Here is a 24,449-nt window from a genome sequence, read left to right as displayed (position 1 = left end):
AAGTGTTTTATTTATCGAATACAATGGTCTCTACCCAGTAATTCTCTAATTCTTCTAATTTTATTTCTTTTAAAGCACCAACCCAAGGATCAATAATTATAACCGTATCATCATCCGTATAACCAGTGATCAAAAGTGCATGCGCCATAAAACCATTATAGTTCTGTGTACCAATTAAAATTGGACGACTGCTATCAATATGCCCCTGGATCTCACTAAAAGTAAGTTTTGGATCATTTCCAGAAATTAAACTTCTATATTCTGAATTTATATAGCTAAAATGAGTTGATATTTGTGGATGTAAAGTAAATAAATCTAAACCTTGATTATTTGCTTCAAATATTTCATCAAGTTCCTTTTCTGACTTAAATGTCCCATAACTCTGTAAAGCCATTGATAAAGCGGCTGCCCAACAATTATTTGATCCAATTTGTCCTTCTGGAATTATGTGTAAAACACTTGTCGATTTCTTTTTAGTATCTGTTAGCTCGCCCATAATATTTTATTGTTTTTTTGTGTGTTTCAGATTTCAAGAGTTGTTTTTAAACAACAAATAAATATTCTAATAAAAATAAGGAAAAACAACTTCTATAACAACTATAAATAAGTATGAAAAAACTGACGGAAAACACACTTAAGAAATTAAAAAACAATGCATTAAACCCTCTGACCAATCCAATTCGTAATCGTCAAAAGAAACTTTTCTTTTTTTATATCATTATGCAATTCGTGGTACCCTCCTTTAAAAGGAATAAAAGAAATCAAGTCATTCTTCTCTGCAAACTCCTGACTTGCTCTATAATCAGTAATTTGATCTTCAGTTCCGTGAACTATCAAAACTGGTTTTTCAACTAAAGTGGCTTTAGAAATTGCCCAAATACCTGCTTCTATAATTGGTAGCGTAAAATTAGGGCTTACTCTATCATGAATTAAAGGGTCATTTTTATACTTTTCTACCTCATCAGTTACCCTAGAAATAGCTTTTACATCCAATCCAGAAGGTAATGTCATGGAAGGCACTATTTTTTGAAATATCCTTCCCATTGTGATTTTCCATTTTGGTGGCTGAAACGCCAAACGTAAAAAAGGACTCGTAATAATTACTCCTGTAACTTCTGGCTTTTTCCTGATTAAATAATTAATAACCAGGTTTCCTCCCATACTATGCCCATACAAGAATACTGGAAGTTTATTTACTATTTCTCTTGACTTTTGATAAACAGTGTTTATTACATCCATAAGAGAATTATAATTAGGGCAATGCCCTCTTTTGCCACTGCTCTTACCATGACCAAAATTATCATAAATAATTACTCCTATTTGTTTTGACAACAACTCTGGAATTACATAATCTACATATCTACCAGAATGTTCCCCCATACCATGTACTAGCAAAACCATTGCTTTACAGTTGTTAGGTAACCAATACTGGGCAAAAATTTTATACTTTTTATAATTGAAAAAATACTCTTGATGCTGCATGGTTTAAATATACTATTAAAATAAAGCCTTCATACAGCTAGATTAACATTATTAATACTTGATTCTGTATAAACAATTAAGGACAGTTTTATTTTTATTAATTATATACAGCTTTATGGTAAATATATATATATCGAGAGATAAAATCAGTACAAATTAAGTATTACTAGGTAACATTTTATATAGTTATGACACATACATTAAACGTTAACTGTAATTCGACAAATGAATTTCTATTTTATTTTTCTTTTTTTTAAATTATTGTTAATCAAAAAACTTTGATTAAAATAAAAGGATAGCTAACAAGAATAGAATTTAAATATGTCAATCATTAAAGTTTAAAAACATTAAAAAATATTTATATCCATTGATTATAAAAATATCCTAAGTCCCAGAAATATGTTCAAAAATCCATTTTCCTTCTCAGGGAGGATACGTCGGCTAGAATATAGCCTAAGTTACCTCATATTTATAGCATCCTTTTTTTTGATAGGAGTTATCACCGGAATTATACCAGAAGCAGAATCTTTAATAGTATTAATAATTTTACCTTCATACTGGTTTCTAATAGCACAAGGTTCCAAACGTTGTCATGATTTAGGAAATAGTGGTTTTTTTCAGTTGATTCCTTTTTACGGCCTTTTTATGCTATTCGAAGAAGGAAATTACGGGGTTAATAAATATGGTTACAATCCTAAAGAAATTGATGCTCCAATTGTTAAACGGGAACCATTTAAATTAAGGATATCATTACCTCCAGGAAAATCAAATATTAATATACTAAGTGAAACATTGTGTTTTGTTTTATTAAACACATTACTCATTCAGCTTTCAAATAATTATGTAGAAAAGGAATCTTTTAGTTTTTTGTGTATATTTATTTCTATACTCGTGTGTTTCTTCTTATTGTTACTATTTACAAATAAGAAAGAGGCTTTGCCAGAATTTAACTCTTATTTATTTAGACAAAGATTAGCCTATTCTGTAATACTTTCAATAAGCATTTACTTATATAATCTTACTTTTAATTATACACCGTTTCAGTTAGAAGATATATCGTATGCTATTTTCTTAGCGTTGGTAATACTTGGTATCACCTATCTTCCGTTTTTAATCTACAAATCAATTTTTAAGAAAAGAAAAGGAGGAAGTGGTATATGAAAACTAAGTACTACATCTGCACTTCTCTAATATTATTTGTTTTAATTCTCGTAGTTGGTTATTCAAACAAAGTAGAACTGAGTGATATAGTTATCTGGTCTGATAGGCCCGTAAATTGGTTAGATTTTCAGCAAGTAGAAGAGATTGATGATGACTTTGATGCTGCAATCTTTTCTGAAATATATTGCCCTAATATTATTAACGAAGATAATCCATTAGTATATGCATTTATGGATCCTAATCAATCGGAAAGATTAAAAGATTCTGTGCTGGATCCTCAATTGTTAAAACACGAACAATACCACTTTAATATTACAGAATATCACGCTCGTTTATTACGTAAACAAATCGTTAAAAAAGGAGAAGAAAACATTTCGACATCTACACTTCAAGAGTTATATGATATGTACGATAAAGAAAGAACAAAAATGCAATCAGAATACGATGAAATTTCAGAACATAACGCAAACACGCAAAAGCAAAGATATTGGGAACTTAAAATTGATGATTTACTCCGTCAAACAGCTTACTATAATGATCCAAATATTTATAACTACTACCACTTCACAAAACAAAGTACAGAATATTACAAGCATATTTATCATACACTGGAGCACGAAATTCTGACTTCACACCCAATCAGTAAAGCCGATCATAAGTATGGGAAATGTTATAAAGTAGAGCGTAATGACAAAGAAGTAATCATCAAATATTATAAAAATGGAAAATTAACTAATGGAGGCATCTTTAAAACTGCTATCACTAAAATAATTAAACCTACAGATTCAATATCCGAGGTGCATTATTACAACAAAGATTTAACTCGAAATACCGTATTAAACAGATCCATTTCTAAAACTATATGGAATGCCAATAATGATATGACCACTTCATACTTTGATGAAAATGAAAACCCTATAGAATATAAATTCGTTCATAAAACTATTTGGAAATATGATTCCAAAACTAAAAATCGATATTCTAGTTATTATGATATAAATAAAAAGCCGACCACAAATAATGATCTTGTTTTTCATGAAAGAAGAGAATTTGACAGACATGGGAGAACCATTAAAATTTCAAATTTTAACTCTGAAGGTGAACCTATGAACGACAAAGACTACATCTCAATTTATGACTATGTACTTGATGATTTTCACAAAATAAAAAGAACAAGATTATATGATAAAGAAGGTAGTTTTGCAACTCATTTATCAGAATACAATCTACACTATAACTATGATGAAAGAGGTAATCTAGTAAAATTTATGAATCTTGATAAAAATGGAGGTCAAACAGAAAACAATGAAGGAATATGTATGTATGAGTATTCCTATGATTTAAAAGATAATTATACCTCTGTTAGAACATATAACGCATCAGAATTACCCGTAATAGGAAATGATGATTATTTTATACAAGTATGGGATTACGATCATAAAAACAGGATTAAATTTACAGCTAAATACTATGATGGCTATGTATTGGCTTTTGATGACAATCGAAATGGCGCCATCAAATATGAATATATCAATGACTCGGTTCGCAATGTTTTAAATATAGACGTTTACAATACAATTTTCAAAAACGATTATGGGTATGCGATTAGAAAACAATACACAAACAAAGATGAAGAAGTAGTCCGAGAGTTATTTCTAGACGAAAATGAATGTTTTGCAACTTCGGAAGATGGTATCGAAATACACGAATATGCTTATGACGAAAAAGGTAACTTAATTAAAGAAAAGAAGTTGGATTCTTTAGGTAAATTAAAACCACACAATAAAGATGTAGCCATTACACATTGGGAATATGATCACCATAATAACAAAACCAAAACCACCTATTATCAAACGGATAGTATACTGGCAAACGCAAATCAAAACGTTACGTATAACGTTTATACTTACAATAAAGACAATCTCTTTATAGAACGCACCAACTACGATAAAAATATGAACCCAGCATTATTAAACGGTGTGTTTAAAACAATATATGAATATAATAGTATTGGTAAAGATACACTGGTTAAAGAGTTTGATACACAAAATAAGTTGATCAAAGGGGTTTGTACCACTCATTACACCTACAACCAATATGGCAACATTACTCGTGAAACTTATTATAACTCTAGAAATCAAAAGGTTTCATATCAAAATGGAATAAGTGCTATTGAATATTTATATGATAATCAACAGCGTTATATTGGTCATAAGAATTACAATAGATTTGACAATCCTACTAATGATGGAAATGGAATTTTTTACGAAAAAAAGACTCTGAATAGATCTGGTGATCTTATTTCTTATGAGTACTTCAATAAAAAAGGCTTCCCAGTTATTGGACCTAACGGATATCACAAAGTAATCTATGAGTATAATGATTCTGATTTATTAATTAAAGAAAGCACCTACGATACCGACTTTAATTTGGTTAATGATAATAATGGTGTAGCAGAATACGAATATACCCGGGCTGCGTCAAGCCTCATAAAGACCATGAAATATTACGAAAAAAATGGTGAGCCTACAGAAAATAAAAATGGTATTGCAGAAACAATCTATCTCGAAGCTATGAACGGTTTGTATTTTTTGGAAAAACAACTAGATATAAATGGAGAAGAAATAAAAAAAGATGTAGAGGAATAAAAATGACTCTGAAAATCAGATCATTACTTTTCCATATACTAAATAAGTAAAATCAACCTAATCAATATGCAAGGATTAGTGATTAATCACAAAGATTATTTATTACACATTTTCATATTATTTTAAAAACTTCTTCTAAACAGTAATTTCTTTGAGCGATTGTATTTGGATGCTCCTATTAGCATTAATATTTTTTGTTCCTACCAGAATTATATCAATGTACCAAATTCCCTAAATAGTTGATATTTACCCACAATATCCTGCTGTTCAAGCACAACTGAATGATTTAGTGAAATCGTGATCTTATTTTTGAATACAAATCATTAATTATTCGATTATGAACATACAAAAACTACTTACACTAATTCTTTGCGGGATATCGTTCTTTGCAAACTCTCAATCCTATGAATTAAGCACATCCACTGGTCCGTATATTAATTTAACTAATAGCACTTCCTTAAATGGAACAGCACCTTGGGATGACCCTGAATTTGGCATTCCTATGGGATTTGATTTTGAATATTTTGACATTACAATAAATCAAATTTATATAGATGACTGGGGCTTTGGAGCTGGATTAACATCTAATCCAAATGAAACAGGAACTTTACCTGCTTTGGTTGCGTATGGAGCAGATATAGCAGATAGGGCTTATGACGATAACAACCAGAATGCTACTACTGGTTCTTTATCAAATATCTCATATTTGGTCGAAGGTACTGCTGGAAATAGAATATTAAAAATAGAATGGAACAATGTAGGTTTTCTTTCGGATATATTAGCAGATGGTATTTCAACAGATTTTACAAATTTTCAGCTGTGGTTATTTGAAGGATCTAATGATATAGAAATTCATTTTGGTCCTAATTCTATATCTAATCCAGACGAGTCATTTGATGGAGAAACCGGCTCCTCAATTGCTTTAGTTCCTGCTTATAATTTTGTAACAGACGTTATTGAAGAGAATGCCACTTTTTTATCTGGTAATCCTTCTAATCCAACAGTTGTTTTTTCAACAGTAGATGACAATACTTTTTTAGATGGTGTAATTCCAAACGGAACTATTTATAAGTTTACAAGGTCTACGCTTAGCACAGAAGATTTTCAGTCTGTTGCGAAACTAGAATTGTTCCCTAATCCTTCTAAAGATGCCATATCGCTTTCTGGCATAAAGACAGACAAGAAGTATGAAATCTATAATCTACTCGGTAATAAAATACAAGAAGGTATTATTAATAAAAATGAAAGAATCAATATTCAGAACTACTCAAAGGGAGTATACTTGATTAAGTTTGATAATAACCAAACGCTTAAATTTATTAAAAGTTAGCCTTTAGAAGGAAAACAAAACTGTTTTAAAATATATTTTAACCCGTTGTGCATTTAGAAGAAAAGCGTCAGTTCGAGTGATTTTTTATAATGAAATGAAGAAAAATTGTATCAAGAATAGCTTTTCAATACAAAATCTAAATGCACAAGAGGTTATTTTACTTTTCAAACATCAGAGATACTAATTCAGCGACACAAGCAGGTTTATCGACACCTTCTATTTCTACTGAACAATCCCAGGTTATTTTTAGACCTTTTTCAGTATAATCCTCTATATCTTTAATACTACTGTGCAATCTTAACCTGCTATCTACCATTACAGGATTTGGAAATCGCACTTTATTAAGCCCATAATTAACCCCCATTGCTAAACTTTCTATATCAATAAGATCCATCAACATTTTAGATAGTAGCGAAACTGATAAAAAACCATGAGCAATAGGTCTCTTAAATGGAGATTCCTTTTTAATTCGATCTAAATCAACATGTACCCATTGGTAATCTTTTGTAGCATCAGCAAAAGCATTAATCATTTCTTGGGTTACGGTAATCCATTTACCCAATGGTAATTGTTTTCCGTGGTACGTTTTAAACTCATCAAAGTTTTTACAAATCAACTGATCCATATTTTTACTTATTGTAGATTTCTAAACTATCTTGAGATTCCTCCATCTATAGTCAAGCAAATACCTGACACGTAAGAAGCTTCATCTGATGCCAAATACAAATACCCATAAGCAATATCCATAGGCGTAGCAGCTTTCTTTAAAGGAATTTGTGATTTAATTCCTTCTATATGCTCCTTAGGAATCTGATCTGTCATTTCTGTTAGTGTAAATCCCGGAGCTAAAGCATTGGCTGTGATTCCGTACTTACCTAGCTCTATTGTCCAAGTTTTAGACATCGCAATAACACCAGCTTTAGTAGCTGCATAATTGGTTTGCCCAAAATTACCTCGTAAACCTACATTAGAAGCCGCAGATACGATTCTTCCATACCCAGATTCTTTCATGTATTGAGAAACAACCTGTGTACATAAAAAAACACCTTTTAAATTTACTTCGATTACAGCGTCCCATTCATTCTCGCTCATTTTATGAAGTGTACGGTCTTTAGTTATTCCTGCATTATTAATCAAGATATCTATTTTTCCATATTTTTCATGAATTCTTTCGGCTTCAGCTTCAATAGCACTTTTATCAGTAACGGAAATACTCGTGAATTCGGCAACTTGACCATTGTCTAATATAGATTTAGCTACTTGTTCACCTTCTGGTAATAAATCCCAAATAATTACAGTTGCGCCTTCTTTAGCAAATAAAGTAGAAATAGCTTTTCCTATTCCTCTTGCTCCTCCTGTAACGACTGCAATTCTATTTTTTAATCTCATATGTAAGCTTGTTTATTAAATAATATTAAGAACATTGAATCACCACTTTGCCTCTCACCTTTCTATTCATCATTTCTTCTAAAGCATTTGGAGTTTCTTCTAACGGATATATTTTATGAATGTGTGGTTGTACTCTTCCTTCCTCCATCCATTTCATTAATTGTAATGTATTATCCATATTCTCTTTAGGGTTTTTCATTGCAAAATTACCCCAAAACACACCAACAATAGAACATCCTTTTAGTAATGCTAGGTTCAATGGTACTTTAGGAATATGTCCTGCAGCAAAACCTATTACTAAATATCTACCTTCCCAAGCTGTCCCTCTCAATGCTGGTTCAGAAAAATCTCCTCCTACAGGATCATACACAACATCTGCTCCTTTTCCATTTGTTAACTCTTTAATTTTACTTTTTAGATCCTCTTCGGTATAGTTTATAACTTCATCTGCTCCATATTGTTTGCATAATTCCAGTTTTTCTTTAGAAGATGCAGCCGCAATAACCTTAGCTCCCAATAGCTTTCCTAGTTCAATTGCTGCAAGCCCAACTCCTCCTGATGCCCCTAAAACCAGTAAAGTTTCGCCCTGCTTTAATTGAGCACGATCTTTTAATGCATGATAAGATGTGCCATACGCTATCATAAAAGAAGCCGCTACCGAAAAATCCATCTTAGGAGGTTTTTTAAAGCATACATTAGCAGGAACTGCAACTTCTTTTGCATAACCGCCTTGCATTACAAATCCAAAAACCTCATCTCCAATATTAAGGTGCTTAACATTAATACCTACTTCTTTTATAACCCCTGCTACATCACTTCCTGGAATAAAAGGAACATCGGGTTTAAACTGGTACAAGCCCTTAATTATCAGAGTATCAGGGAAATTCACTCCACAGGTTTTTACTTGAATTAAGACTTCATTTTCCTTTGGTTTTGGAGATACAACATCCTCATATACCAAATTAGAAGGTGGTCCGTATTGTTTACAAACTATAGCCTTCATACTAATCCTCTATAACCTTTAATACAAGTTTACCCATTTTATTTCCAGAGAAAAGACGCAAAAATGTTTCATGAAAGTTTTCGATTCCATTATAAATATCTTCTTTACTTTTCAATTTCCCTTGTGCCAACCAACCACCCATTTCTCTAGCTGCTTTCCCATAATCTTTTGCATAATCCATAACAACCATACCCTGCATTGTTGCCCGATTTACTAATAATGAAAGATAATTTTTAGGCCCTCTCATATCTTCCATATTATTATATTGAGAAATTGCCCCACAAATAACAATCCTTGCCTGCATACGCAGTCTAGATAACGCCGCATCTAAAATTTCTCCTCCAACATTATCAAAATATACATCAATACCTTTTGGACATTCATTTTTGATAGCCTCATATATATCTCCAGACTTATAATCTATAGCAGCATCAAAGCCTAAAACGTCTTTAATATAGTTGCATTTTTCTTTTCCTCCTGCTATTCCAATAACACGACATCCTTTTATCTTTGCTATCTGACCAACTATACTGCCAACCGCTCCTGCAGCCCCAGAAACTAAAACAGTATCTCCTTCTTTTATTTTACCAACTTCTAAAATTCCGAAATATGCTGTCATACCAGGCATCCCTAGAGTTCCAATATATATTGGCAAAGGTGCTAGTTTAGGGTCTACAGTATACCAATTATCACCATTAGTTACAGTATATTGCTGTACTCCTCCCCAACCGGTTACAAAATCACCTTCTTTAAATTTAGAATGATTATTGGATTTAATAACTTCTCCTATAGATCCAGCTCTCATTACATCATCTAATTCTACTGGTTCTATATATGATTTTCCTTCCCGCATCCAGCCTCTCATTGCAGGATCTAACGATATATAATGATGTTTAATCAATACCTCTCCTTCTTTAGGTTCTGGAATAGGATTTTCCTTTAACTCCCAAGTAGTTTTATCTGGTAATCCCTCTGGGCGGTTTTTTAAGATGATTTGCTTATTCATTTTTAAAATATTTTTTATTTAATCCATTTATTTTTTCTGTAAACTTTCTACGAAAGTCTTCATTTTTGCTCTTATTTCTGGTTTCCACCAAAGAGAAATTGCTTGTTCTAAATCGACCTTAGGATCTTCTTCCATACTTTCTAACCAATCTCTTCGTAACTTATACTTAGTATTCTTAAAAATTTCTTCATCAGCTTGTAAATACTGCTTCATTTTAGCTTCTGCTTTTGGCAAAACTTCTTCTAAATCGCAAACTTCATTTACTAAACCAGAATCCAAAGCTTCATCAACACTCAATAACTTTCCTCCAAGAATACATTCATTTGCCTTTCCTTCTCCTAACCAATAGGAATACCCTCTAATAAGGTTATTAGAAATCTGAATATTCACTGCTACTTCGTTTAGACCAATAGTATATTTTTCTCCTGTAGCCATAATACGATGGTCGGCAGTAATAGCAATCACACAACCGCCTGCTGGAGAATATCCTGTAATAGCACATATAAATGGTTTACTAAACTTGGCTAATTGGATATACATCCCTCCAAAATCATTAAAAAACTCATTCATCTTCGGCTTATCATAACCATACAATTCTATAACATCAAGACCAGCTGTAAAAAAATGAGGCGTACCGGTTATTATCACTCCTTTTACAGAACTATCAATTTCTAAATCATCAAAAACTTGTCTTATTTCCTTAGTCATTTGATGATTAATAGCATTTACTTTTCCTCTGTTCAACTGTACAATTGCGTAGTTATCTTTTCTTTCTACTTTAATGGTCTGCATTATGGGTTTTGGCTTTATTTACTAATTGAATAATTGTTTTATAGAGAAGTTCCTCCATCTAATGTAATTGTCTGTCCTGTGATAAATTTTGTGTTATCTGAAGCTAACCACACCACAGCTTCTGCTATTTCTTCTGCTTGCCCATACCTTTTCATTGGAATTACACTTTTTAGCATATCGTCCATATCAGGTCGCACTGACAATAATTTACTTAAGAGCGCTGATTCTGTGTAACCGGGACAAACTGCGTTGATTCTAATATTCTTAGTTGCATATTCTAATGCCGCTGATTTAGTCATCCCAACAACGGCAAATTTACTCGCACTATATGAAAGATTATTTAATGAAGCTTTTAAGCCAGCTAAGGATGCGATATTTACAATATTACCATAACCTTGCTTCATCATTTGTTGTAAAGCCAATTTCATACAATAAAAAACTCCTGTTTGATTTACTGCAATAACACTATCCCAGTCTTTTAAAGTATATTCTGCAGTTTTAGACATATTTCTTGGACCTATCCCGGCATTATTTACCATTACATCTAACTGTCCTAACCGATCTACTGTTTTAGAAATCAACAACTCTACTTGCTCAAAATCAGCAACATTAGCAGTAATAACTATCGCTTTCCCTCCTTCTTTATTTATTTCTTCTGCAACCTGATTTGCTTTTTCTTCTTTAATATCAGAAACGACAACAGTTGCTTTATGTTTTGCAAAATGTTTTGCTGTAGCAGCTCCTATCCCAGAACCTGCTCCTGTAACTATAACTACTTTATCTTTTACTTGCATGTAATACTATATAATTTGTTTAATCTAGATTTATTTCCCTAAAGAAAGAATAAGACGTGAATCTAATAAAGCTCTGCTACGCATATCAGCTGGATATTCTTTTTTTGTAATCATTTTTATGAATTCTTCCTTACTCTCATATTCTACAATAAGTATTTTATCCCATTCGACCATACTTTCTGGTCCTATCAATCCAAATAAAGGTTTACCTTGATAAACAATTCTCGCTCTAGTTTTTTGAAAAAAAGGCAGTATCGCATTCAAATATTCTGCATACGCCTCTCTACCTGTTGTCTCCGTTTCTTCTACATAATCCTTAAATTTCAAAAGATTAATCATCTGAAATGATCCATCAATAGGTAATTCTAAAAAATCTTGAAACTGTTTTTGGGTAATCCCAGTGTATGTATTCATAAAATTTAATTTTATAATCTTATTTCAGTGAGTCCTTCATACTTCTCGTATATATCTGTGTAATGCTCTTTAATATTATTCAACATAAAATCAAAAGGGACATCTTCGAAATGACCGTAATCTTCTAGATACTCCATAAAAATTCCACCTTTATTATCAAACTCCTGAAACATCGAATCATTTTCTCCATCAAACTCTAAAGGTGCTACATTACATTTTATGCACAATGCTTTGTTAAATGCTGGTGATGCCTTTACCCACTTCCCATCAAGATAAACATTAACCATTCCGTGGGGTGTTAATTCATTTGTTCCAAACTTCTCTATAAGTCTTTCTACACCAATATGGTTTTTTACTTTCGCTAAGTGAATTCTGGCAGGTATACCTAATGCCCTTAAACACGCGATTAATAAAATGGATTTATCCAAACAATGACCACTGTCCTTTGCGGCAACCTTACTTGCTTTATAAGCCTCCTTCTTCAGGTTAATATGATATGGATCATAACGCCAACCATCCCTAATCTTAATATACAATGCCTTTGCTTTTTCTTTCAGTGTTAGATTACTACTTTTAAATTCTTTTATTATATTCTGGATTCCCTCCTTCTCATAATCATAATAATATGTAGGTTCTAAATAATCCATTATCTCAATATTTAATCAATTTTCTTAGTTTGTATTGCTCGCCAAGCAAGATTACATAGCAATGCAGATGCTTTATCCAATTGCGCAAAGCGCGGATCTGTTGTTAAACCTTTATCGTATCTATAATAAATTTGTTGAGCAATAACTGCAATCTTAAAAAGCCCAAATGCATAATAAAACACTAAGTTTTTTATTTCTTTTTGACTTTTTCTTGCATACAACTCCACTATCTCACTTCTACTAGGATTTCCTTTCATAATTGTTGGAGACGGAATTCCTTGTTGTACAAATTCATGATCACTGTTCATTGTCCAGTATCCTAGTGAAGTTCCTAAGTCCATTAATGGATCTCCTAATGTTGCCATTTCCCAATCTAATACTGCATTTACTTCTTTCCAGCTATCATCTTTAAAGACGACATTATCGTATTTAAAATCATTATGTACTAAACTGTATCGATAATCTATGGGTTGATGTTCTTCCATCCATTTCATTATCTTTCCAGCAGCGGGAACATTATCTGTCACCGCGTTAAGGTATTGTTTCCCCCAATTCAATACTTGACGACTTACATATCCCTTTGGTTTTCCTAGATCTTCTAAGCCAACCTCTTGGTAATCCATATTATGAAGTTTTACAAAAGTATTTAGCCAGGAATCGGCAATAGTTTTAAAATCACTTGCTGGAATATTTCTTTTTTTGGCTTCACGAGCACTCAAAATAATTCCGTCTACCTTTTCCATAATATAAAAAGGACAACCTAATACACTTTCATCATCTGTAAAAGCATGCATTTTAGGAACTTTTGGAAATGCTTTATATACACCAGATTGGACTTTAAACTCTCGTCCCATATCATGCCCTCGTTTAATAGCACCAAATGGTGGACGGCGTAATACATATTCTTTATCTTCTATTTTTAGTAAATAAGTAAGGTTAGAATACCCGTGAGTGTATTGTTCGACATTCCAATCACTTTGAACATTATTTATCAAACCTTCTTTAAGAAGGAATGATTTTAAGGTTTTCTCATTCAGTTCTTCGCCTTTGCGTACGTTTTGCATATTTTATTCTGAATATTTTTTAATTACGCTTTTTCCTAACTGGTACATATGTACTTCATCTGGACCGTCTGCCAAACGTAACATTCTAGCTGCTACAAAAAAATGTGCAAGAGGCGTATCAGGCCCCACTCCTTTTCCTCCATGTATTTGCATAGCTCTATCTATTACTCTTAACGCCATATTCGGAGCTACAATCTTAATCATTGCAATTAAGTCTTTCGAAGATTTATTACCGAGTTTATCCATTTTATCAGCTGCAGAAAGCGTTAGTAATCTAGCTTGTTCAATATCACATTGCGATTGCGCAATCTCTTGCCGGATACTACTATAGTCTTTAAATGATTTTCCAAAAGCAATACGCTCTGCTGCTCGTTTGGACATTAGTTCTAAAGAACGTTGTGCCATCCCAATTAAACGCATACAATGATGAATACGTCCTGGACCTAATCGTCCTTGTGCGATCTCGAATCCTCTTCCTTCTCCTAATATTAGATTCTCTTTTGGTACTCTTACATTTTCTAAAACGATCTCTGCGTGTCCTTCTGGAGAATCATAGAATCCAAACACAGATAATGGTCTAATAATTTTTAATCCAGGACTATTCATGGGGACTAAAATCATACTCTGTTGCTGATGTCTTGGAGCATTTGGATCTGTTTTCCCCATAACAATGGCGATCTTACAAAGGGGATTCATTCCACCAGAAGACCACCATTTTGTTCCATTGATAATATATTCATCACCGTCTCGGATTATTGAAGTTTCTATATTCGTAGCATCTGAAGAGGCCACTTGAGGCTCTGTCATTAAAAAAGCTGATCGGATTTCTCCATTCATTAATGGGGCTAACCACTTTTTCTGTTGATTTTCTGAACCATATTTTGCCAATACTTCCATATTTCCAGTATCTGGGGCACTGCAATTAAATATTTCTGAAGACCACAAAATACGCCCCATAATCTCCGCTAATGGAGCATATTCTAAATTAGTTAATCCAGGACTTAATGCTCCATAAGTTTTAGGCAAAAACAAATTCCATAACCCTGCGGTTTTAGCCTTAGCTTTTAAATCCTCCATTCCTGGCCAAGATTTCCAACGGTTATCTGGATCATAAAGAAAATCATTTACTTCTTTTTCTATCGGTAATATATGTTCTTCAAAAAACGCAATGAGTTTTTTTTGTAATTCTAGGACTTTTTCTGAGTAATCAAAGTTCATCTTATAATTGTCTTATTTGTTTAACCAGTTGATTGGATAAAAATGATGTTTTAAATCAAAAAACATTACACTAACCGGCTATCATATATCCACCATCTGCGTTATACACACCACCTGTCATATATGCCCCAGCCTCTGAGGCCAATAAACAAACAATACCAGACATTTCATCCGGCATCCCCATACGAGATGTAGGTAAAGTTTTTTCTATTTTGTTTAATAGTTTTTCATTTTGCCAAAGAGCAGCGCTAAACTTCGTTTTAATCAATCCAGGACATACTACATTAGCACGAATTCCGTATTGTCCCCATTCTTTTGCTTGATTTTTAGTAAGCATCAATAAAGCGGCTTTACTGGTACTATACAATCCTAAACCTGCTCCAGGATGTAATGCTTCTACTGACGCTATATTAATTATACTACCGCCTCCACGTTTTTGCATAGAAGACAACGTTAGATTGGATAAAATCCAAGGCGCTTTTACATTAACATCCATTATTTTATCAAAAACATTCTCATCTGCATCTTCGATCGGGCCATACAGAGGGTTTATTGCTGCATTATTTACTAAAATATCAACTCCACCATAGTGTGCTATAGTTTTTTGTACCAAAGCTTCGCGTTGATCCGATTTACCAACATGACAAGCAATACCAAAAGCATCCAGTCCAACTTTTTTAAATTCGGCAACTACCTGATCCACTGCTTCCTGACTTCGGCTACTAATAACCACTTTAGCCCCATATTCTGCCAAACCCTGTGCAATTGATCTTCCTATTCCTTTACTAGAGCCTGTTACGATCGCTACTTTTCCTTCTAAGTTAAATGATTGTTTTATACTGTTCATTATATATGTAATGAATTAATGTTTTGTTATTATTAAAATATTTGAATGTTTTTGATATGAAAACCAATCAATTAAAGACTTCTTTTTCGCCTAAAATGGTCAACACTTCTTCATCCATAAGAATTTCTGCTAGGCCACTGGTCTTTGGTAATTCATATTTAAAATAAAATTTCATCGCATGGATTTTACTCTCATAAAACTCTTCTGAATATGATTCTTTTCCAGTTATGATTGCATTTTTAGCATGTACTGCCATATCTAACCATATCCATGCGATCGTTATATTGCTAAAGAATTCCATAAAGGGAGTAGCATCAGATAAAAAACGTTGATAATCTCCTTTTTTAGCAAATCCAACCAAGAAACCTATTACTTTTTGTGTTAATAGCAATTTCTCCCCAAGTGAATTCGCATACCTACGAAGATCATCATACTCCGATGCCTGTCGAATAGTTTGCATGATTTCATTATTAAGTGCTTCTAGCGCTTTACCATTTTCCATCAAAAGTTTTCTACCCAGTAAATCCTGAGATTGAATACCTGTAGTACCTTCATAAATAGGAAAAATACGAATATCTCTATGATATTGTTGTAATATAAAATCGGAACAAAATCCATAACCTCCTAGCACTTGTAATCCATTAGAAACTGCCTGCGCGCCCATATCTGACGGATATGTTTTAACCATTGGGATAATCAATTCTAATAATAAGCTATATTTTTCTTTTTCAGATTTGTCCTGAGAAGTCTCCTTAAGATCATAGTATTTAGATGCCAATAAAACCAAACTCAGAGATCCTTCTGCTATTACTTTTTGTAATAATAACATTCTACGGACATCTGGATGATTAATTATTAATGTCTGTCCTTGTTCAGGATCCTTTTTACCCGTATTTGCTAATTTTCTGCCTTGCGGTCGTTCTTTTGCATATTGTAATGAAGCTTGATATGCTGCTGTAGCGATTGCAGCAGCTCCTCTTCCAACAGCAATACGAGCACCATTCATCATTAAAAACATATACTTAAGACCTTGATGTGGTTTTCCAACCAACCACCCTTTACAGTCATCGGCATCCCCAAAACCTAAATGCGTAGTACAATATCCGCGTTGCCCCATTTTCTGAAAATCTGCAACAGTAGTCACATCATTAGGAATTAAACCACCATTCCCATCTGGTCTTTTTTTAGGAACGATAAATAAAGATATTCCCTTAGTACCTGGAGGGGCTCCTTCAATACGGGCCAAAACAAGATGCACAAAATTCTCTGCGTACTGATGGTCACCTCCAGAAATGAATATTTTTTGCCCAAGAATTTTATAAGAACCATCTTCTTGCTCCGTAGCTTTTGTTACCACATCAGACAATGAACTACCTGCTTGGGGTTCGGTTAAACACATAGTTCCTCCCCAATTTCCAGAAAGCATATTGGGAACATACGTGTCATTTAATTCTTTACTAGCAAAATGAATAATCAATTCTGCTGCACCTAATGTTAATCCTACATAACCTGGTAAATGATTATTCGCAGCATCTTGAATAAAAGCAGATGCTGTATACATCATCATAGGTAATTGTAATCCTCCAGCCTCATAATCAAAAGTTCCTGAAATGAGTCCCATCTCACCACCCTTTTTCATCATAACCTCTACTTGCTTATGAACTACTACACTTCCATCCTTATAATATGCTGGATTCTCATCCATTTCTTTGAAGTAGGGAAACAATTCACGATCTGAGAATTCTTTTACAGAATCCAAAAATAAATTCAGTGATTCTTTATCATGATCTGCAAAACGCTTTTGTTGTAGTACCTCTTCTAATTGATGAACATCATATAAGAGGTATTTTAAAGTATCTAGATCTATATATTCTTTAGCCATTGTGTGAAGTTTTAAGAAGTTGATTAATGACAACTCAATAAATTTCGTGAATATTTAGTAGATTCTAATTAAACTGGTTTAATAAATATGAATTTTATGATATCCTTTTGTTTTTAAAACAAAAATTGACCTATAAACTACTTTTATCCTTTAGAACATTACTATTCTAAATTAATTAAATTATAAATGTTACCTAAAATCTTACTACTAAATCATTGTTGACTTAGCCTCTTTCTTATTTTAGAAAGCCCAACTGGAGTTAACCCTAAATAAGAAGCAATAAGATATTGAGGGACTCGTTGAAAAAGTGAAGGTCGCTTTTCTAATAACTGAAGATAACGTTCCTGGTTAGAAATATTCTTCATTCTATTAATTCTTTGAAAATTATTAATAAAAGCCTTTTGCATAGATAATCTTCCAAAACGTTCTAATGCATGAGAATAATCGAAAACTTTAAGGGCATCAGTCTTAGAAATAGTATACACGATAGAATCCTCGATTACTTCTAAATATGATTCGGACGGAATTTCTTCAATATATGGATACAAATCTGTAAAAAAAGAACCTTCTGTAAAAAACTCCATAACTCTGGTCACCCCTTCTTCCATGGTATAATAGGTTACACAGCCTTTCTTCATAAAGTAAAAATCCTGAATAGATTGTTCTGGCTTAACAAGATATGCACCTTTTTTATAAATTTCTTTTCTGTAGAATTGCAACCCATACTCCATATCAGAATCACTAACGGGTGTAAAAGAGCGTATTTTTTGTTCTAAATCCTTCAATATATAGTACTATAGAAATGCAAAGAACAAAATATTTGAGTATTCAGCAAGTGCAATTGTGCATATATTCTAATATAGTAGTATAAAAAAGAGGTTGTCTTATGGAAAACAACCTCTTTGACTATTTATAAACTACACTAAACAATTTATTGTTATTTACGGATCGCATAACTAGATGCGCCGGGAAGATCTCTTAAGAAGTCAACAGCACTTTTAAAAATAAGTTCAATAGAAGAATAAAGATGATTCATAACTGTGTGATTTAAGGATTAATTATAGTAAATATAATAAGTTATTAACATATAATCAACATTTAAAACAAAAAAATGTTAGTAAATATCCATAAAGTATATTTTTATCGACAAAAAACACAATTTATGTTAATAACTATAATAACAAAGTATTATTTTCCTACTAAAATTGTTAATAACCATAAAATTCATCATAGAAATCATCACTTGTTAACAAAAAACAAGTTAATAATGAACGTTATAAACAAAATTCAGAGAAAAAAAAACACTCTTTAAGAAAAGTGTAGTGCATCATTAGAGAAAATCAAAATTGAAGTATTATGTATATTAAACTTTAGATCATTAATATTTAAACACACAATAAACACTAAAAATTCCCTTAATTAACATTAAAAAATAACTTTAAAATATCATAATTAAATGTAAATTTGAAGTACCACTTAAATAATACATAACCGATGGAAGAACCTAATTTATCTTTTATTAATAAATTATCAAACGGTGATAAAGTTTTTGAAGAAAAAATTTTCGCTGTTATAAGGAGAGAATTTCCTGAAGAAAAAGAAAAGTATATCCTAAGTATTAAATCAAAGAAATACAATAAAGCTGCAGAAGATGTGCATAAGCTTAAACATAAGATTAGTATTCTAGGATTGAAAACCAGTTATGATACCGCTGAGAAATACGAGGATAATTTAAAAAATGAATCAGAAATACTCCGAGAAGAATTCGAAAGTATATTAGAAAATATTACTCGGTATTTGGAGAGCACGCTATAACTATATTTTTTACGCAGTACTTTTAACTTTAACTCCATAATGATACGCTATGTGTCCAAGTTGTCCCACTATTTTTACAGAATCCTTCATTGACAATTTAGACCCATCCGCATGAATCCATCTTTTTAATGGTTGTTCACATATATATGAAACAGCTTTTTTCTTTCCATAAAATTTGCGCATTCTCATAAAAATCTCCACATCAAACAGCCATCTTGTAATAAACTTATCTTTAAATAACTCATTAAAAACTTCCTTATCCATGATTTTAGCACCACATTGAGTATCATTAAATGACATCCCCAAGATATTTCGAATTATCAAGTTGATTGTTTTACTTATAATTTTACGAGCAGATTCCTTAGTAATATCTGCTCCCATCCTACTCATTCTAGAACCACTTACTATTTTAAAATCGGAAGTAGCTATTGTTTGAACAAGATCATCAAAATCCCTAAAATCTGTAGACAAATCTGCATCTAAATACCCAATATAATCTAACTGTTTGTCCTTGGCCAAATGTAAAACTCCTTGCCGCACAGCTTCTCCTTTACCTCCATTCTTTTCACAATTATAAACACTTATACTATCTTCTCTGCCTTTACTCAATTCTAATAACACATTAAGAGTATCATCAGTACTACCGTCATTAACAAAACATAAGTGATACCCTAAATTACTATTTGTAAAATCTATAAACTCTTTACTTAATAATCTTTTTTCTTCATTATAGCAAGGTATCACAACTCCTACACAATTCCTTTGCAACATTTTTCCTTTAGAATCTTCTGAAGGAGTTCTATCATGTTTGATTCCAAAAATCCTACCTATTCTAACAGAAACTTCGTTAAGTGATAACGGTTTTTTCATATAATCATCAATCCCTAAATCAAAACCATCAATAATAGTATCTTCATCATTATTTCCAGAAAGCACTAATATTTTTACATCAGATTTCTTTTTCTCTTTTATTGCTTTTATCACTTCTAAACCAGACATTTCGTCCATATTGATGTCCACAATAACCAAATCAGGCGAAAAGGATTCAAACAATAACAGACCTTCTTTTCCATTATCAGCACATTTTACCTCATAACCAAGATCGGAAAGATGTTTTTCTAAGGATAATAAAATTAATTGTTGATCATCTATTGTTAAAATTCTTTTCATAATTAAACTTTAAATATTATATATTAAATCTGCGTTAAACCCTTTTAAAAAAACACTTGATCCTACTAAGTCAATCTGTGAGTAAAATGTATTTAAAGTGATGTTGTGCAATTAAATTTAGGGAATTTTCTCTGAAACAATGTAAATACTTACTAAAAAAATAAAAATAAACCTTCCCTAAGCAACCTATAAGATGTATCTGCGTGAAATATGAAGTATCTAACTCCAGTCAAAATATAAGAAAAATCAAGCAAAGAGCTCTAATTTTATTCTATTCGTTTCAAAATTTTATTGAATTTAAGCGCTAATTAACTGTACCTTTGCACGATGTCAACTATTGTAAAAAACCAACAACTTATATTGCAAAAACTAGGGATTGAAAAGCTTAACCCTATGCAAGAAGAAGCCAAATTAGCAATATCTTCTAGCGACAATATAGTATTACTATCACCTACAGGTACTGGAAAAACTTTGGCTTTTCTCCTACCCATCATCGAAGCACTTGATAAAAATTGTACCGAAATACAAACGCTGATTCTTGTGCCTTCTAGAGAACTAGCTATTCAGATTGAGCAAGTAGCAAGAGATATGGGTACCGGATATAAAATAAATGCAGTATACGGAGGAAGAGCTGGGTCGCAAGATAGATTAGATTTAAAACATCGTCCTGCAATTCTAATCGGGACGCCGGGAAGAGTTGCTGATCGTTTACGAAGAGACAATTTTTCTATCGATTTTATAAAAACAATTGTTCTTGATGAATTCGATAAATCATTGGAAATCGGATTTGAAAAAGAAATGACCGAGATTATAGAAAATTTACCGAATATTCAAAAGAGAGTTTTAACATCGGCAACTCAAGAAGTAAGTGTTCCAGAATTTGTGGGACTACATAATCCCGTTCAGATTGACTACCTAGATGAAGGTCATTCGCAATTACAAATAAAAAGTATCGTTTCTGATACAAAAGACAAATTACCAATATTAGTAAAAGCTCTAAGTCATATCGGAAACCAACCGGGGATTATCTTTTGCAATTACAAAGATTCTATACAACGAGTGAGTGATTATTTAAAAGAACATAAAATCAGTCACGGTTGTTTTTACGGTGGAATGGAGCAGAAAGATAGAGAACGTGCATTAATTAAATTTCGTAACGGAACTCATCAAATTATAATTGCTACGGATCTAGCTGCAAGAGGAATTGATATTCCTGAAATAAAATATATAATTCACTACCATTTACCACTAAAAAGTCAAGAATTTACTCATAGAAATGGTAGAACTGCAAGAATGAATGCAGACGGAACCGCTTACATACTGCAATGGAAAGATGAACAACTTCCTGACTTCATCATTGATCCTGTAATCGAGGAATTAGTTGATGCTCCTATTCCTAATCAATCCAACTGGAAAACTTTATTTATTTCTGGAGGAAGAAGAGATAAAATATCTAAAGGCGATATCGCTGGACTTTTCTTTAAACAAGGAAAATTAAGCAAAGAAGAACTAGGTATAATAGAAATTAAACCGGATTGCGCTTTTGTTGCGGTCAAAGCCTCTAAAGCAAAAAAGGTAATTGAACAAGTTACAAACACAAGATTAAAGAAAAAGAAGGTACGCGTATCTATGATATAAACAAAAAGAGGAACTTTTATTAAAGTTCCTCTTTTTGTTTATATACTTCTTTATTTCTTAAGAATCTATGCGTATTATTTTTGCTCCAATAGCTCTTAAACGATCATCTATATCTTCATACCCACGATCAATCTGTTCGATATTATGAATAGTTGATGTTCCTTTAGCACTCAAAGCTGCTATCAACAAAGATATTCCAGCCCTAATATCTGGAGATACCATAGTCGTTGCTTTTAAAGTAGATTTAAAATCATGACCTATAATAGTTGCTCTATGTGGATCACATAAAATGATTTTAGCTCCCATATCTATAAGCTTGTCTACAAAGAACAAACGACTCTCGAACATCTTCTGATGTACCATTACTTCTCCTCTTGCTTGCGTAGCCACTACCAAAACAATACTCAATAAATCTGGCGTAAATCCTGGCCAAGGTGCATCTGCAATGGTCATAAACGAACCGTCGATATAACTTTCTATTTGATACCCGTCAACATGTGCAGGGATATAAATATCATCACCTACTCTTTCTAAAGTAATACCAAGTTTTCTGAATGTATTGGGTATTACTCCTAAATTTTCCCAACTTACATTTTTAATTGTTATTTCGCTTTTGGTCATTGCTGCCAAACCTATCCAAGAACCAATTTCTATCATGTCTGGAAGAACTCTATGTTCGCAGCCTCCCAAAGATTCTACTCCTTCGATAGTAAGCAAATTAGAACCAACTCCTTCTATCTTACCTCCCATTGCATTTACCATCTTACACAATTGCTGTAAGTATGGTTCACAAGCTGCATTATAAATTGTAGTTTTTCCTTTTGCCAAAGCAGCAGCCATTATAATATTTGCAGTACCTGTAACAGAAGCTTCATCCAATAACATGTATGTTCCTTTCAACCCTTCTGGAGCCTCAACTCCATAAAAGCGTTCTTCTTTATTATATCTAAACTCAGCACCAAGATTAATAAACCCTTCAAAGTGTGTATCTAATCTTCTACGTCCTATCTTATCTCCTCCAGGACGAGGAATATATCCTTTACCGAATCTTCCTAATAAAGGTCCTACAATCATAATAGAGCCTCTTAAACCACTACCTTCTTGCTTAAATTGCTCACTTTCTAGATATTCTAAATTTAGCTCATCACTCTTAAAAGTATATTTACCCTTACCTAGCTTCTGGATTTTAACCCCCAAATTTCTAAGGATTTCTATAAGCTTATTGACATCTCTAATATCAGGTATATTAGAAATCGTCACTTTCTCTGGGGTTAATAATACTGCACAAAGAATCTGTAGAGCCTCATTTTTAGCTCCTTGAGGTGTAATTTCACCTTTGAGCTGATGCCCTCCTTCTATCTGAAAAGTACTCATAAAAGTAAATGGGTTATGTATATTGGTATTGGTTAATAACGTTTTTTGCCTCGATTGCTACCGCCTCTGTAATTCTTTTTATTAGAACCTCCAGAACGATAATTTTTCTTTTTACCTCGCATTAAATCCGAGGCTGTACTCAGTTCTTCTGTACTATCTCTAAGATCTATTTTACCATCACTTAATTCTAAAAGATGATTAAAAATTGCTTTGTCATCTACCGTATCTTTATTCCAGTTCAAATAACATTTTTTCATGTGGTTTGCAATGGTATACGTTAAGGCAGTTTTCAAATCTCCTTCTTCCCAACTTATAGCAACATCTATCATTCTTTTAATATTGTTACCATAGTAACGATATTTTGGAAAATTCTGAGGGTATTCTAAAGGCTCTGGTCTTTCTTCTAACTTTTCTTTTGTAAGTATTGGATAAGGAGCTTCTACATCTAATTTAAAATCACTAATAATAAATAATTGATCCCACAATTTATGCTGAAAATCCGGCACATCTCTAAGGTGAGGTTGTAAATTTCCCATTACAGCAATAATAGCCTTAGCTACTTTATTTCTCTCCTCTTTATCCTCTATTTCCACAGCTTGATCAATCATTTTTTGTAAATGACGACCATACTCTGGTATAATAAGCTTTTCGCGCTCAGTATTATATTCTAAATTATTTATTTCCATATGCTTGTTAACATCCATAAAATCTATAGTAATATGAGCTTCTCTAAAAAGGAATGGTAAGTTATAAAACAGCCTTGTTAACGTGTAGA

The 24,449-nt window shown here is 32.4% G+C and carries 23 protein-coding genes; 5 read left to right on the top strand and 18 right to left on the bottom strand.

What is annotated here, in order from left to right:
• Positions 1-7: 7 nt before the first annotated feature.
• Together NMK29_RS07295 and NMK29_RS07290 are read right to left on the bottom strand one after the other, a co-directional pair.
• Positions 8-496, bottom strand: coding sequence for a C39 family peptidase (locus NMK29_RS07295; protein WP_108804506.1), 489 nt, complete (start codon positions 494-496; stop codon positions 8-10).
• A gap of 161 nt (positions 497-657) precedes the next feature.
• Positions 658-1,482 carry an alpha/beta hydrolase gene (locus NMK29_RS07290; protein WP_108804507.1) on the bottom strand — a complete coding sequence of 275 codons (825 nt, stop codon included), beginning with the start codon at positions 1,480-1,482 and terminating at the stop codon, positions 658-660.
• A 399-nt stretch (positions 1,483-1,881) separates the two neighbouring features.
• Between NMK29_RS07290 and NMK29_RS07285 the strand changes: the two genes are divergently transcribed.
• The 3 genes from NMK29_RS07285 to NMK29_RS07275 all read left to right on the top strand — a co-directional run bounded on the left by NMK29_RS07285 (position 1,882) and on the right by NMK29_RS07275 (position 6,621).
• Positions 1,882-2,643, top strand: a complete 762-nt coding sequence (locus tag NMK29_RS07285; protein ID WP_108804508.1) for a DUF805 domain-containing protein — start codon at positions 1,882-1,884, stop codon at positions 2,641-2,643.
• Positions 2,640-5,291, top strand: coding sequence for a hypothetical protein (locus tag NMK29_RS07280; RefSeq protein WP_108804509.1), 2,652 nt, complete (start codon positions 2,640-2,642; stop codon positions 5,289-5,291). Before NMK29_RS07285 ends, NMK29_RS07280 begins: the two co-directional genes overlap by 4 nt.
• Before the next feature lie 337 nt (positions 5,292-5,628).
• A complete protein-coding gene (locus tag NMK29_RS07275; protein WP_108804510.1) occupies positions 5,629-6,621 on the top strand; it encodes a T9SS type A sorting domain-containing protein in 993 nt (330 codons plus the stop codon).
• Positions 6,622-6,778: 157 nt separating this feature from the next.
• Here NMK29_RS07275 and NMK29_RS07270 read toward each other — a convergent pair whose 3' ends face one another.
• The 13 genes from NMK29_RS07270 to NMK29_RS07210 all read right to left on the bottom strand — a co-directional run bounded on the left by NMK29_RS07270 (position 6,779) and on the right by NMK29_RS07210 (position 18,462).
• Positions 6,779-7,246 carry a MaoC family dehydratase gene (locus NMK29_RS07270; protein ID WP_108804511.1) on the bottom strand — a complete coding sequence of 156 codons (468 nt, stop codon included), beginning with the start codon at positions 7,244-7,246 and terminating at the stop codon, positions 6,779-6,781.
• A 26-nt stretch (positions 7,247-7,272) separates the two neighbouring features.
• Entirely contained in the window at positions 7,273-8,010 is a 738-nt protein-coding gene (gene fabG, locus NMK29_RS07265) for a 3-oxoacyl-ACP reductase FabG (protein WP_108804512.1), read from the bottom strand.
• A 25-nt stretch (positions 8,011-8,035) separates the two neighbouring features.
• Positions 8,036-9,013 (bottom strand): NADPH:quinone oxidoreductase family protein, encoded by a 978-nt coding sequence (locus NMK29_RS07260; RefSeq protein ID WP_108804513.1) that lies wholly within the window; start codon positions 9,011-9,013, stop codon positions 8,036-8,038.
• Position 9,014: 1 nt separating this feature from the next.
• Entirely contained in the window at positions 9,015-10,019 is a 1,005-nt protein-coding gene (locus NMK29_RS07255) for an NADP-dependent oxidoreductase (protein ID WP_108804514.1), read from the bottom strand.
• A 27-nt stretch (positions 10,020-10,046) separates the two neighbouring features.
• The gene (locus NMK29_RS07250; RefSeq protein ID WP_108804515.1) at positions 10,047-10,811 is read right to left on the bottom strand and encodes an enoyl-CoA hydratase/isomerase family protein; all 765 of its coding nucleotides are present in this window, start codon (positions 10,809-10,811) and stop codon (positions 10,047-10,049) included.
• A 38-nt stretch (positions 10,812-10,849) separates the two neighbouring features.
• On the bottom strand, positions 10,850-11,605 hold the full coding sequence (locus NMK29_RS07245; RefSeq protein ID WP_108804516.1) for an SDR family NAD(P)-dependent oxidoreductase: 756 nt from the start codon (positions 11,603-11,605) through the stop codon (positions 10,850-10,852).
• Between the two features lie 30 nt (positions 11,606-11,635).
• On the bottom strand, positions 11,636-12,019 hold the full coding sequence (locus NMK29_RS07240; protein ID WP_108804517.1) for a DUF1330 domain-containing protein: 384 nt from the start codon (positions 12,017-12,019) through the stop codon (positions 11,636-11,638).
• Between the two features lie 11 nt (positions 12,020-12,030).
• Complete coding sequence (locus NMK29_RS07235) at positions 12,031-12,666, bottom strand: transglutaminase family protein (protein WP_108804518.1); 636 nt, start codon at positions 12,664-12,666, stop codon at positions 12,031-12,033.
• A gap of 11 nt (positions 12,667-12,677) precedes the next feature.
• Positions 12,678-13,730, bottom strand: a complete 1,053-nt coding sequence (locus NMK29_RS07230; protein WP_108804519.1) for a phosphotransferase family protein — start codon at positions 13,728-13,730, stop codon at positions 12,678-12,680.
• Between the two features lie 3 nt (positions 13,731-13,733).
• The gene (locus tag NMK29_RS07225) at positions 13,734-14,948 is read right to left on the bottom strand and encodes an acyl-CoA dehydrogenase family protein (protein WP_108804520.1); all 1,215 of its coding nucleotides are present in this window, start codon (positions 14,946-14,948) and stop codon (positions 13,734-13,736) included.
• A gap of 70 nt (positions 14,949-15,018) precedes the next feature.
• Positions 15,019-15,795 carry an SDR family NAD(P)-dependent oxidoreductase gene (locus NMK29_RS07220; protein WP_108804521.1) on the bottom strand — a complete coding sequence of 259 codons (777 nt, stop codon included), beginning with the start codon at positions 15,793-15,795 and terminating at the stop codon, positions 15,019-15,021.
• A 67-nt stretch (positions 15,796-15,862) separates the two neighbouring features.
• A complete protein-coding gene (locus tag NMK29_RS07215) occupies positions 15,863-17,677 on the bottom strand; it encodes an acyl-CoA dehydrogenase (RefSeq protein WP_108804522.1) in 1,815 nt (604 codons plus the stop codon).
• 212 nt (positions 17,678-17,889) lie between these two features.
• The gene (locus tag NMK29_RS07210; RefSeq protein ID WP_108804523.1) at positions 17,890-18,462 is read right to left on the bottom strand and encodes a Crp/Fnr family transcriptional regulator; all 573 of its coding nucleotides are present in this window, start codon (positions 18,460-18,462) and stop codon (positions 17,890-17,892) included.
• 709 nt (positions 18,463-19,171) lie between these two features.
• On the opposite strand from NMK29_RS07210, the gene NMK29_RS07205 reads away from it, so the two are divergent.
• Positions 19,172-19,492, top strand: a complete 321-nt coding sequence (locus tag NMK29_RS07205) for a histidine kinase (protein ID WP_108804524.1) — start codon at positions 19,172-19,174, stop codon at positions 19,490-19,492.
• A gap of 9 nt (positions 19,493-19,501) precedes the next feature.
• On the opposite strand, the gene NMK29_RS07200 is transcribed toward NMK29_RS07205, so the two are convergent.
• Complete coding sequence (locus tag NMK29_RS07200; RefSeq protein WP_108804525.1) at positions 19,502-20,662, bottom strand: response regulator; 1,161 nt, start codon at positions 20,660-20,662, stop codon at positions 19,502-19,504.
• Between the two features lie 327 nt (positions 20,663-20,989).
• Here NMK29_RS07200 and NMK29_RS07195 point away from each other — a divergent pair, with 327 nt between their 5' ends.
• Positions 20,990-22,300, top strand: coding sequence for a DEAD/DEAH box helicase (locus NMK29_RS07195; protein ID WP_108804526.1), 1,311 nt, complete (start codon positions 20,990-20,992; stop codon positions 22,298-22,300).
• Positions 22,301-22,357: 57 nt separating this feature from the next.
• Here the strand turns inward: NMK29_RS07195 and murA are convergent, their stop codons facing one another.
• Positions 22,358-23,674, bottom strand: a complete 1,317-nt coding sequence (murA, locus tag NMK29_RS07190) for a UDP-N-acetylglucosamine 1-carboxyvinyltransferase (RefSeq protein WP_108804527.1) — start codon at positions 23,672-23,674, stop codon at positions 22,358-22,360.
• A gap of 32 nt (positions 23,675-23,706) precedes the next feature.
• Complete coding sequence (locus NMK29_RS07185; protein ID WP_369863150.1) at positions 23,707-24,378, bottom strand: DUF4290 domain-containing protein; 672 nt, start codon at positions 24,376-24,378, stop codon at positions 23,707-23,709.
• Positions 24,379-24,449: the final 71 nt, after the last annotated feature.

It is taken from the genome of Aquimarina sp. Aq107, from assembly GCF_943733665.1.
Classification (GTDB): domain Bacteria; phylum Bacteroidota; class Bacteroidia; order Flavobacteriales; family Flavobacteriaceae; genus Aquimarina.
This window is presented reverse-complemented; position numbering and strand designations above follow the sequence as displayed.

Bases quoted from the DNA above. Each gene is read 5' to 3' on its own strand.
- NMK29_RS07250 (WP_108804515.1), bottom strand. From the start codon at position 10,811: ATGCAGACCATTAAAGTAGAAAGAAAAGATAACTACGCAATTGTACAG.
- NMK29_RS07280 (WP_108804509.1), top strand. From the start codon at position 2,640: ATGAAAACTAAGTACTACATCTGCACTTCTCTAATATTATTTGTTTTA.
- NMK29_RS07215 (WP_108804522.1), bottom strand. From the start codon at position 17,677: ATGGCTAAAGAATATATAGATCTAGATACTTTAAAATACCTCTTATAT.
- murA (WP_108804527.1), bottom strand. From the start codon at position 23,674: ATGAGTACTTTTCAGATAGAAGGAGGGCATCAGCTCAAAGGTGAAATT.
- NMK29_RS07255 (WP_108804514.1), bottom strand. From the start codon at position 10,019: ATGAATAAGCAAATCATCTTAAAAAACCGCCCAGAGGGATTACCAGAT.
- NMK29_RS07245 (WP_108804516.1), bottom strand. From the start codon at position 11,605: ATGCAAGTAAAAGATAAAGTAGTTATAGTTACAGGAGCAGGTTCTGGG.
- fabG (WP_108804512.1), bottom strand. From the start codon at position 8,010: ATGAGATTAAAAAATAGAATTGCAGTCGTTACAGGAGGAGCAAGAGGA.
- NMK29_RS07295 (WP_108804506.1), bottom strand. From the start codon at position 496: ATGGGCGAGCTAACAGATACTAAAAAGAAATCGACAAGTGTTTTACAC.
- NMK29_RS07275 (WP_108804510.1), top strand. From the start codon at position 5,629: ATGAACATACAAAAACTACTTACACTAATTCTTTGCGGGATATCGTTC.
- NMK29_RS07290 (WP_108804507.1), bottom strand. From the start codon at position 1,482: ATGCAGCATCAAGAGTATTTTTTCAATTATAAAAAGTATAAAATTTTT.
- NMK29_RS07235 (WP_108804518.1), bottom strand. From the start codon at position 12,666: ATGGATTATTTAGAACCTACATATTATTATGATTATGAGAAGGAGGGA.
- NMK29_RS07185 (WP_369863150.1), bottom strand. From the start codon at position 24,378: ATGGATGTTAACAAGCATATGGAAATAAATAATTTAGAATATAATACT.
- NMK29_RS07240 (WP_108804517.1), bottom strand. From the start codon at position 12,019: ATGAATACATACACTGGGATTACCCAAAAACAGTTTCAAGATTTTTTA.
- NMK29_RS07230 (WP_108804519.1), bottom strand. From the start codon at position 13,730: ATGCAAAACGTACGCAAAGGCGAAGAACTGAATGAGAAAACCTTAAAA.
- NMK29_RS07220 (WP_108804521.1), bottom strand. From the start codon at position 15,795: ATGAACAGTATAAAACAATCATTTAACTTAGAAGGAAAAGTAGCGATC.
- NMK29_RS07260 (WP_108804513.1), bottom strand. From the start codon at position 9,013: ATGAAGGCTATAGTTTGTAAACAATACGGACCACCTTCTAATTTGGTA.
- NMK29_RS07205 (WP_108804524.1), top strand. From the start codon at position 19,172: ATGGAAGAACCTAATTTATCTTTTATTAATAAATTATCAAACGGTGAT.
- NMK29_RS07225 (WP_108804520.1), bottom strand. From the start codon at position 14,948: ATGAACTTTGATTACTCAGAAAAAGTCCTAGAATTACAAAAAAAACTC.
- NMK29_RS07270 (WP_108804511.1), bottom strand. From the start codon at position 7,246: ATGGATCAGTTGATTTGTAAAAACTTTGATGAGTTTAAAACGTACCAC.
- NMK29_RS07195 (WP_108804526.1), top strand. From the start codon at position 20,990: ATGTCAACTATTGTAAAAAACCAACAACTTATATTGCAAAAACTAGGG.
- NMK29_RS07200 (WP_108804525.1), bottom strand. From the start codon at position 20,662: ATGAAAAGAATTTTAACAATAGATGATCAACAATTAATTTTATTATCC.
- NMK29_RS07285 (WP_108804508.1), top strand. From the start codon at position 1,882: ATGTTCAAAAATCCATTTTCCTTCTCAGGGAGGATACGTCGGCTAGAA.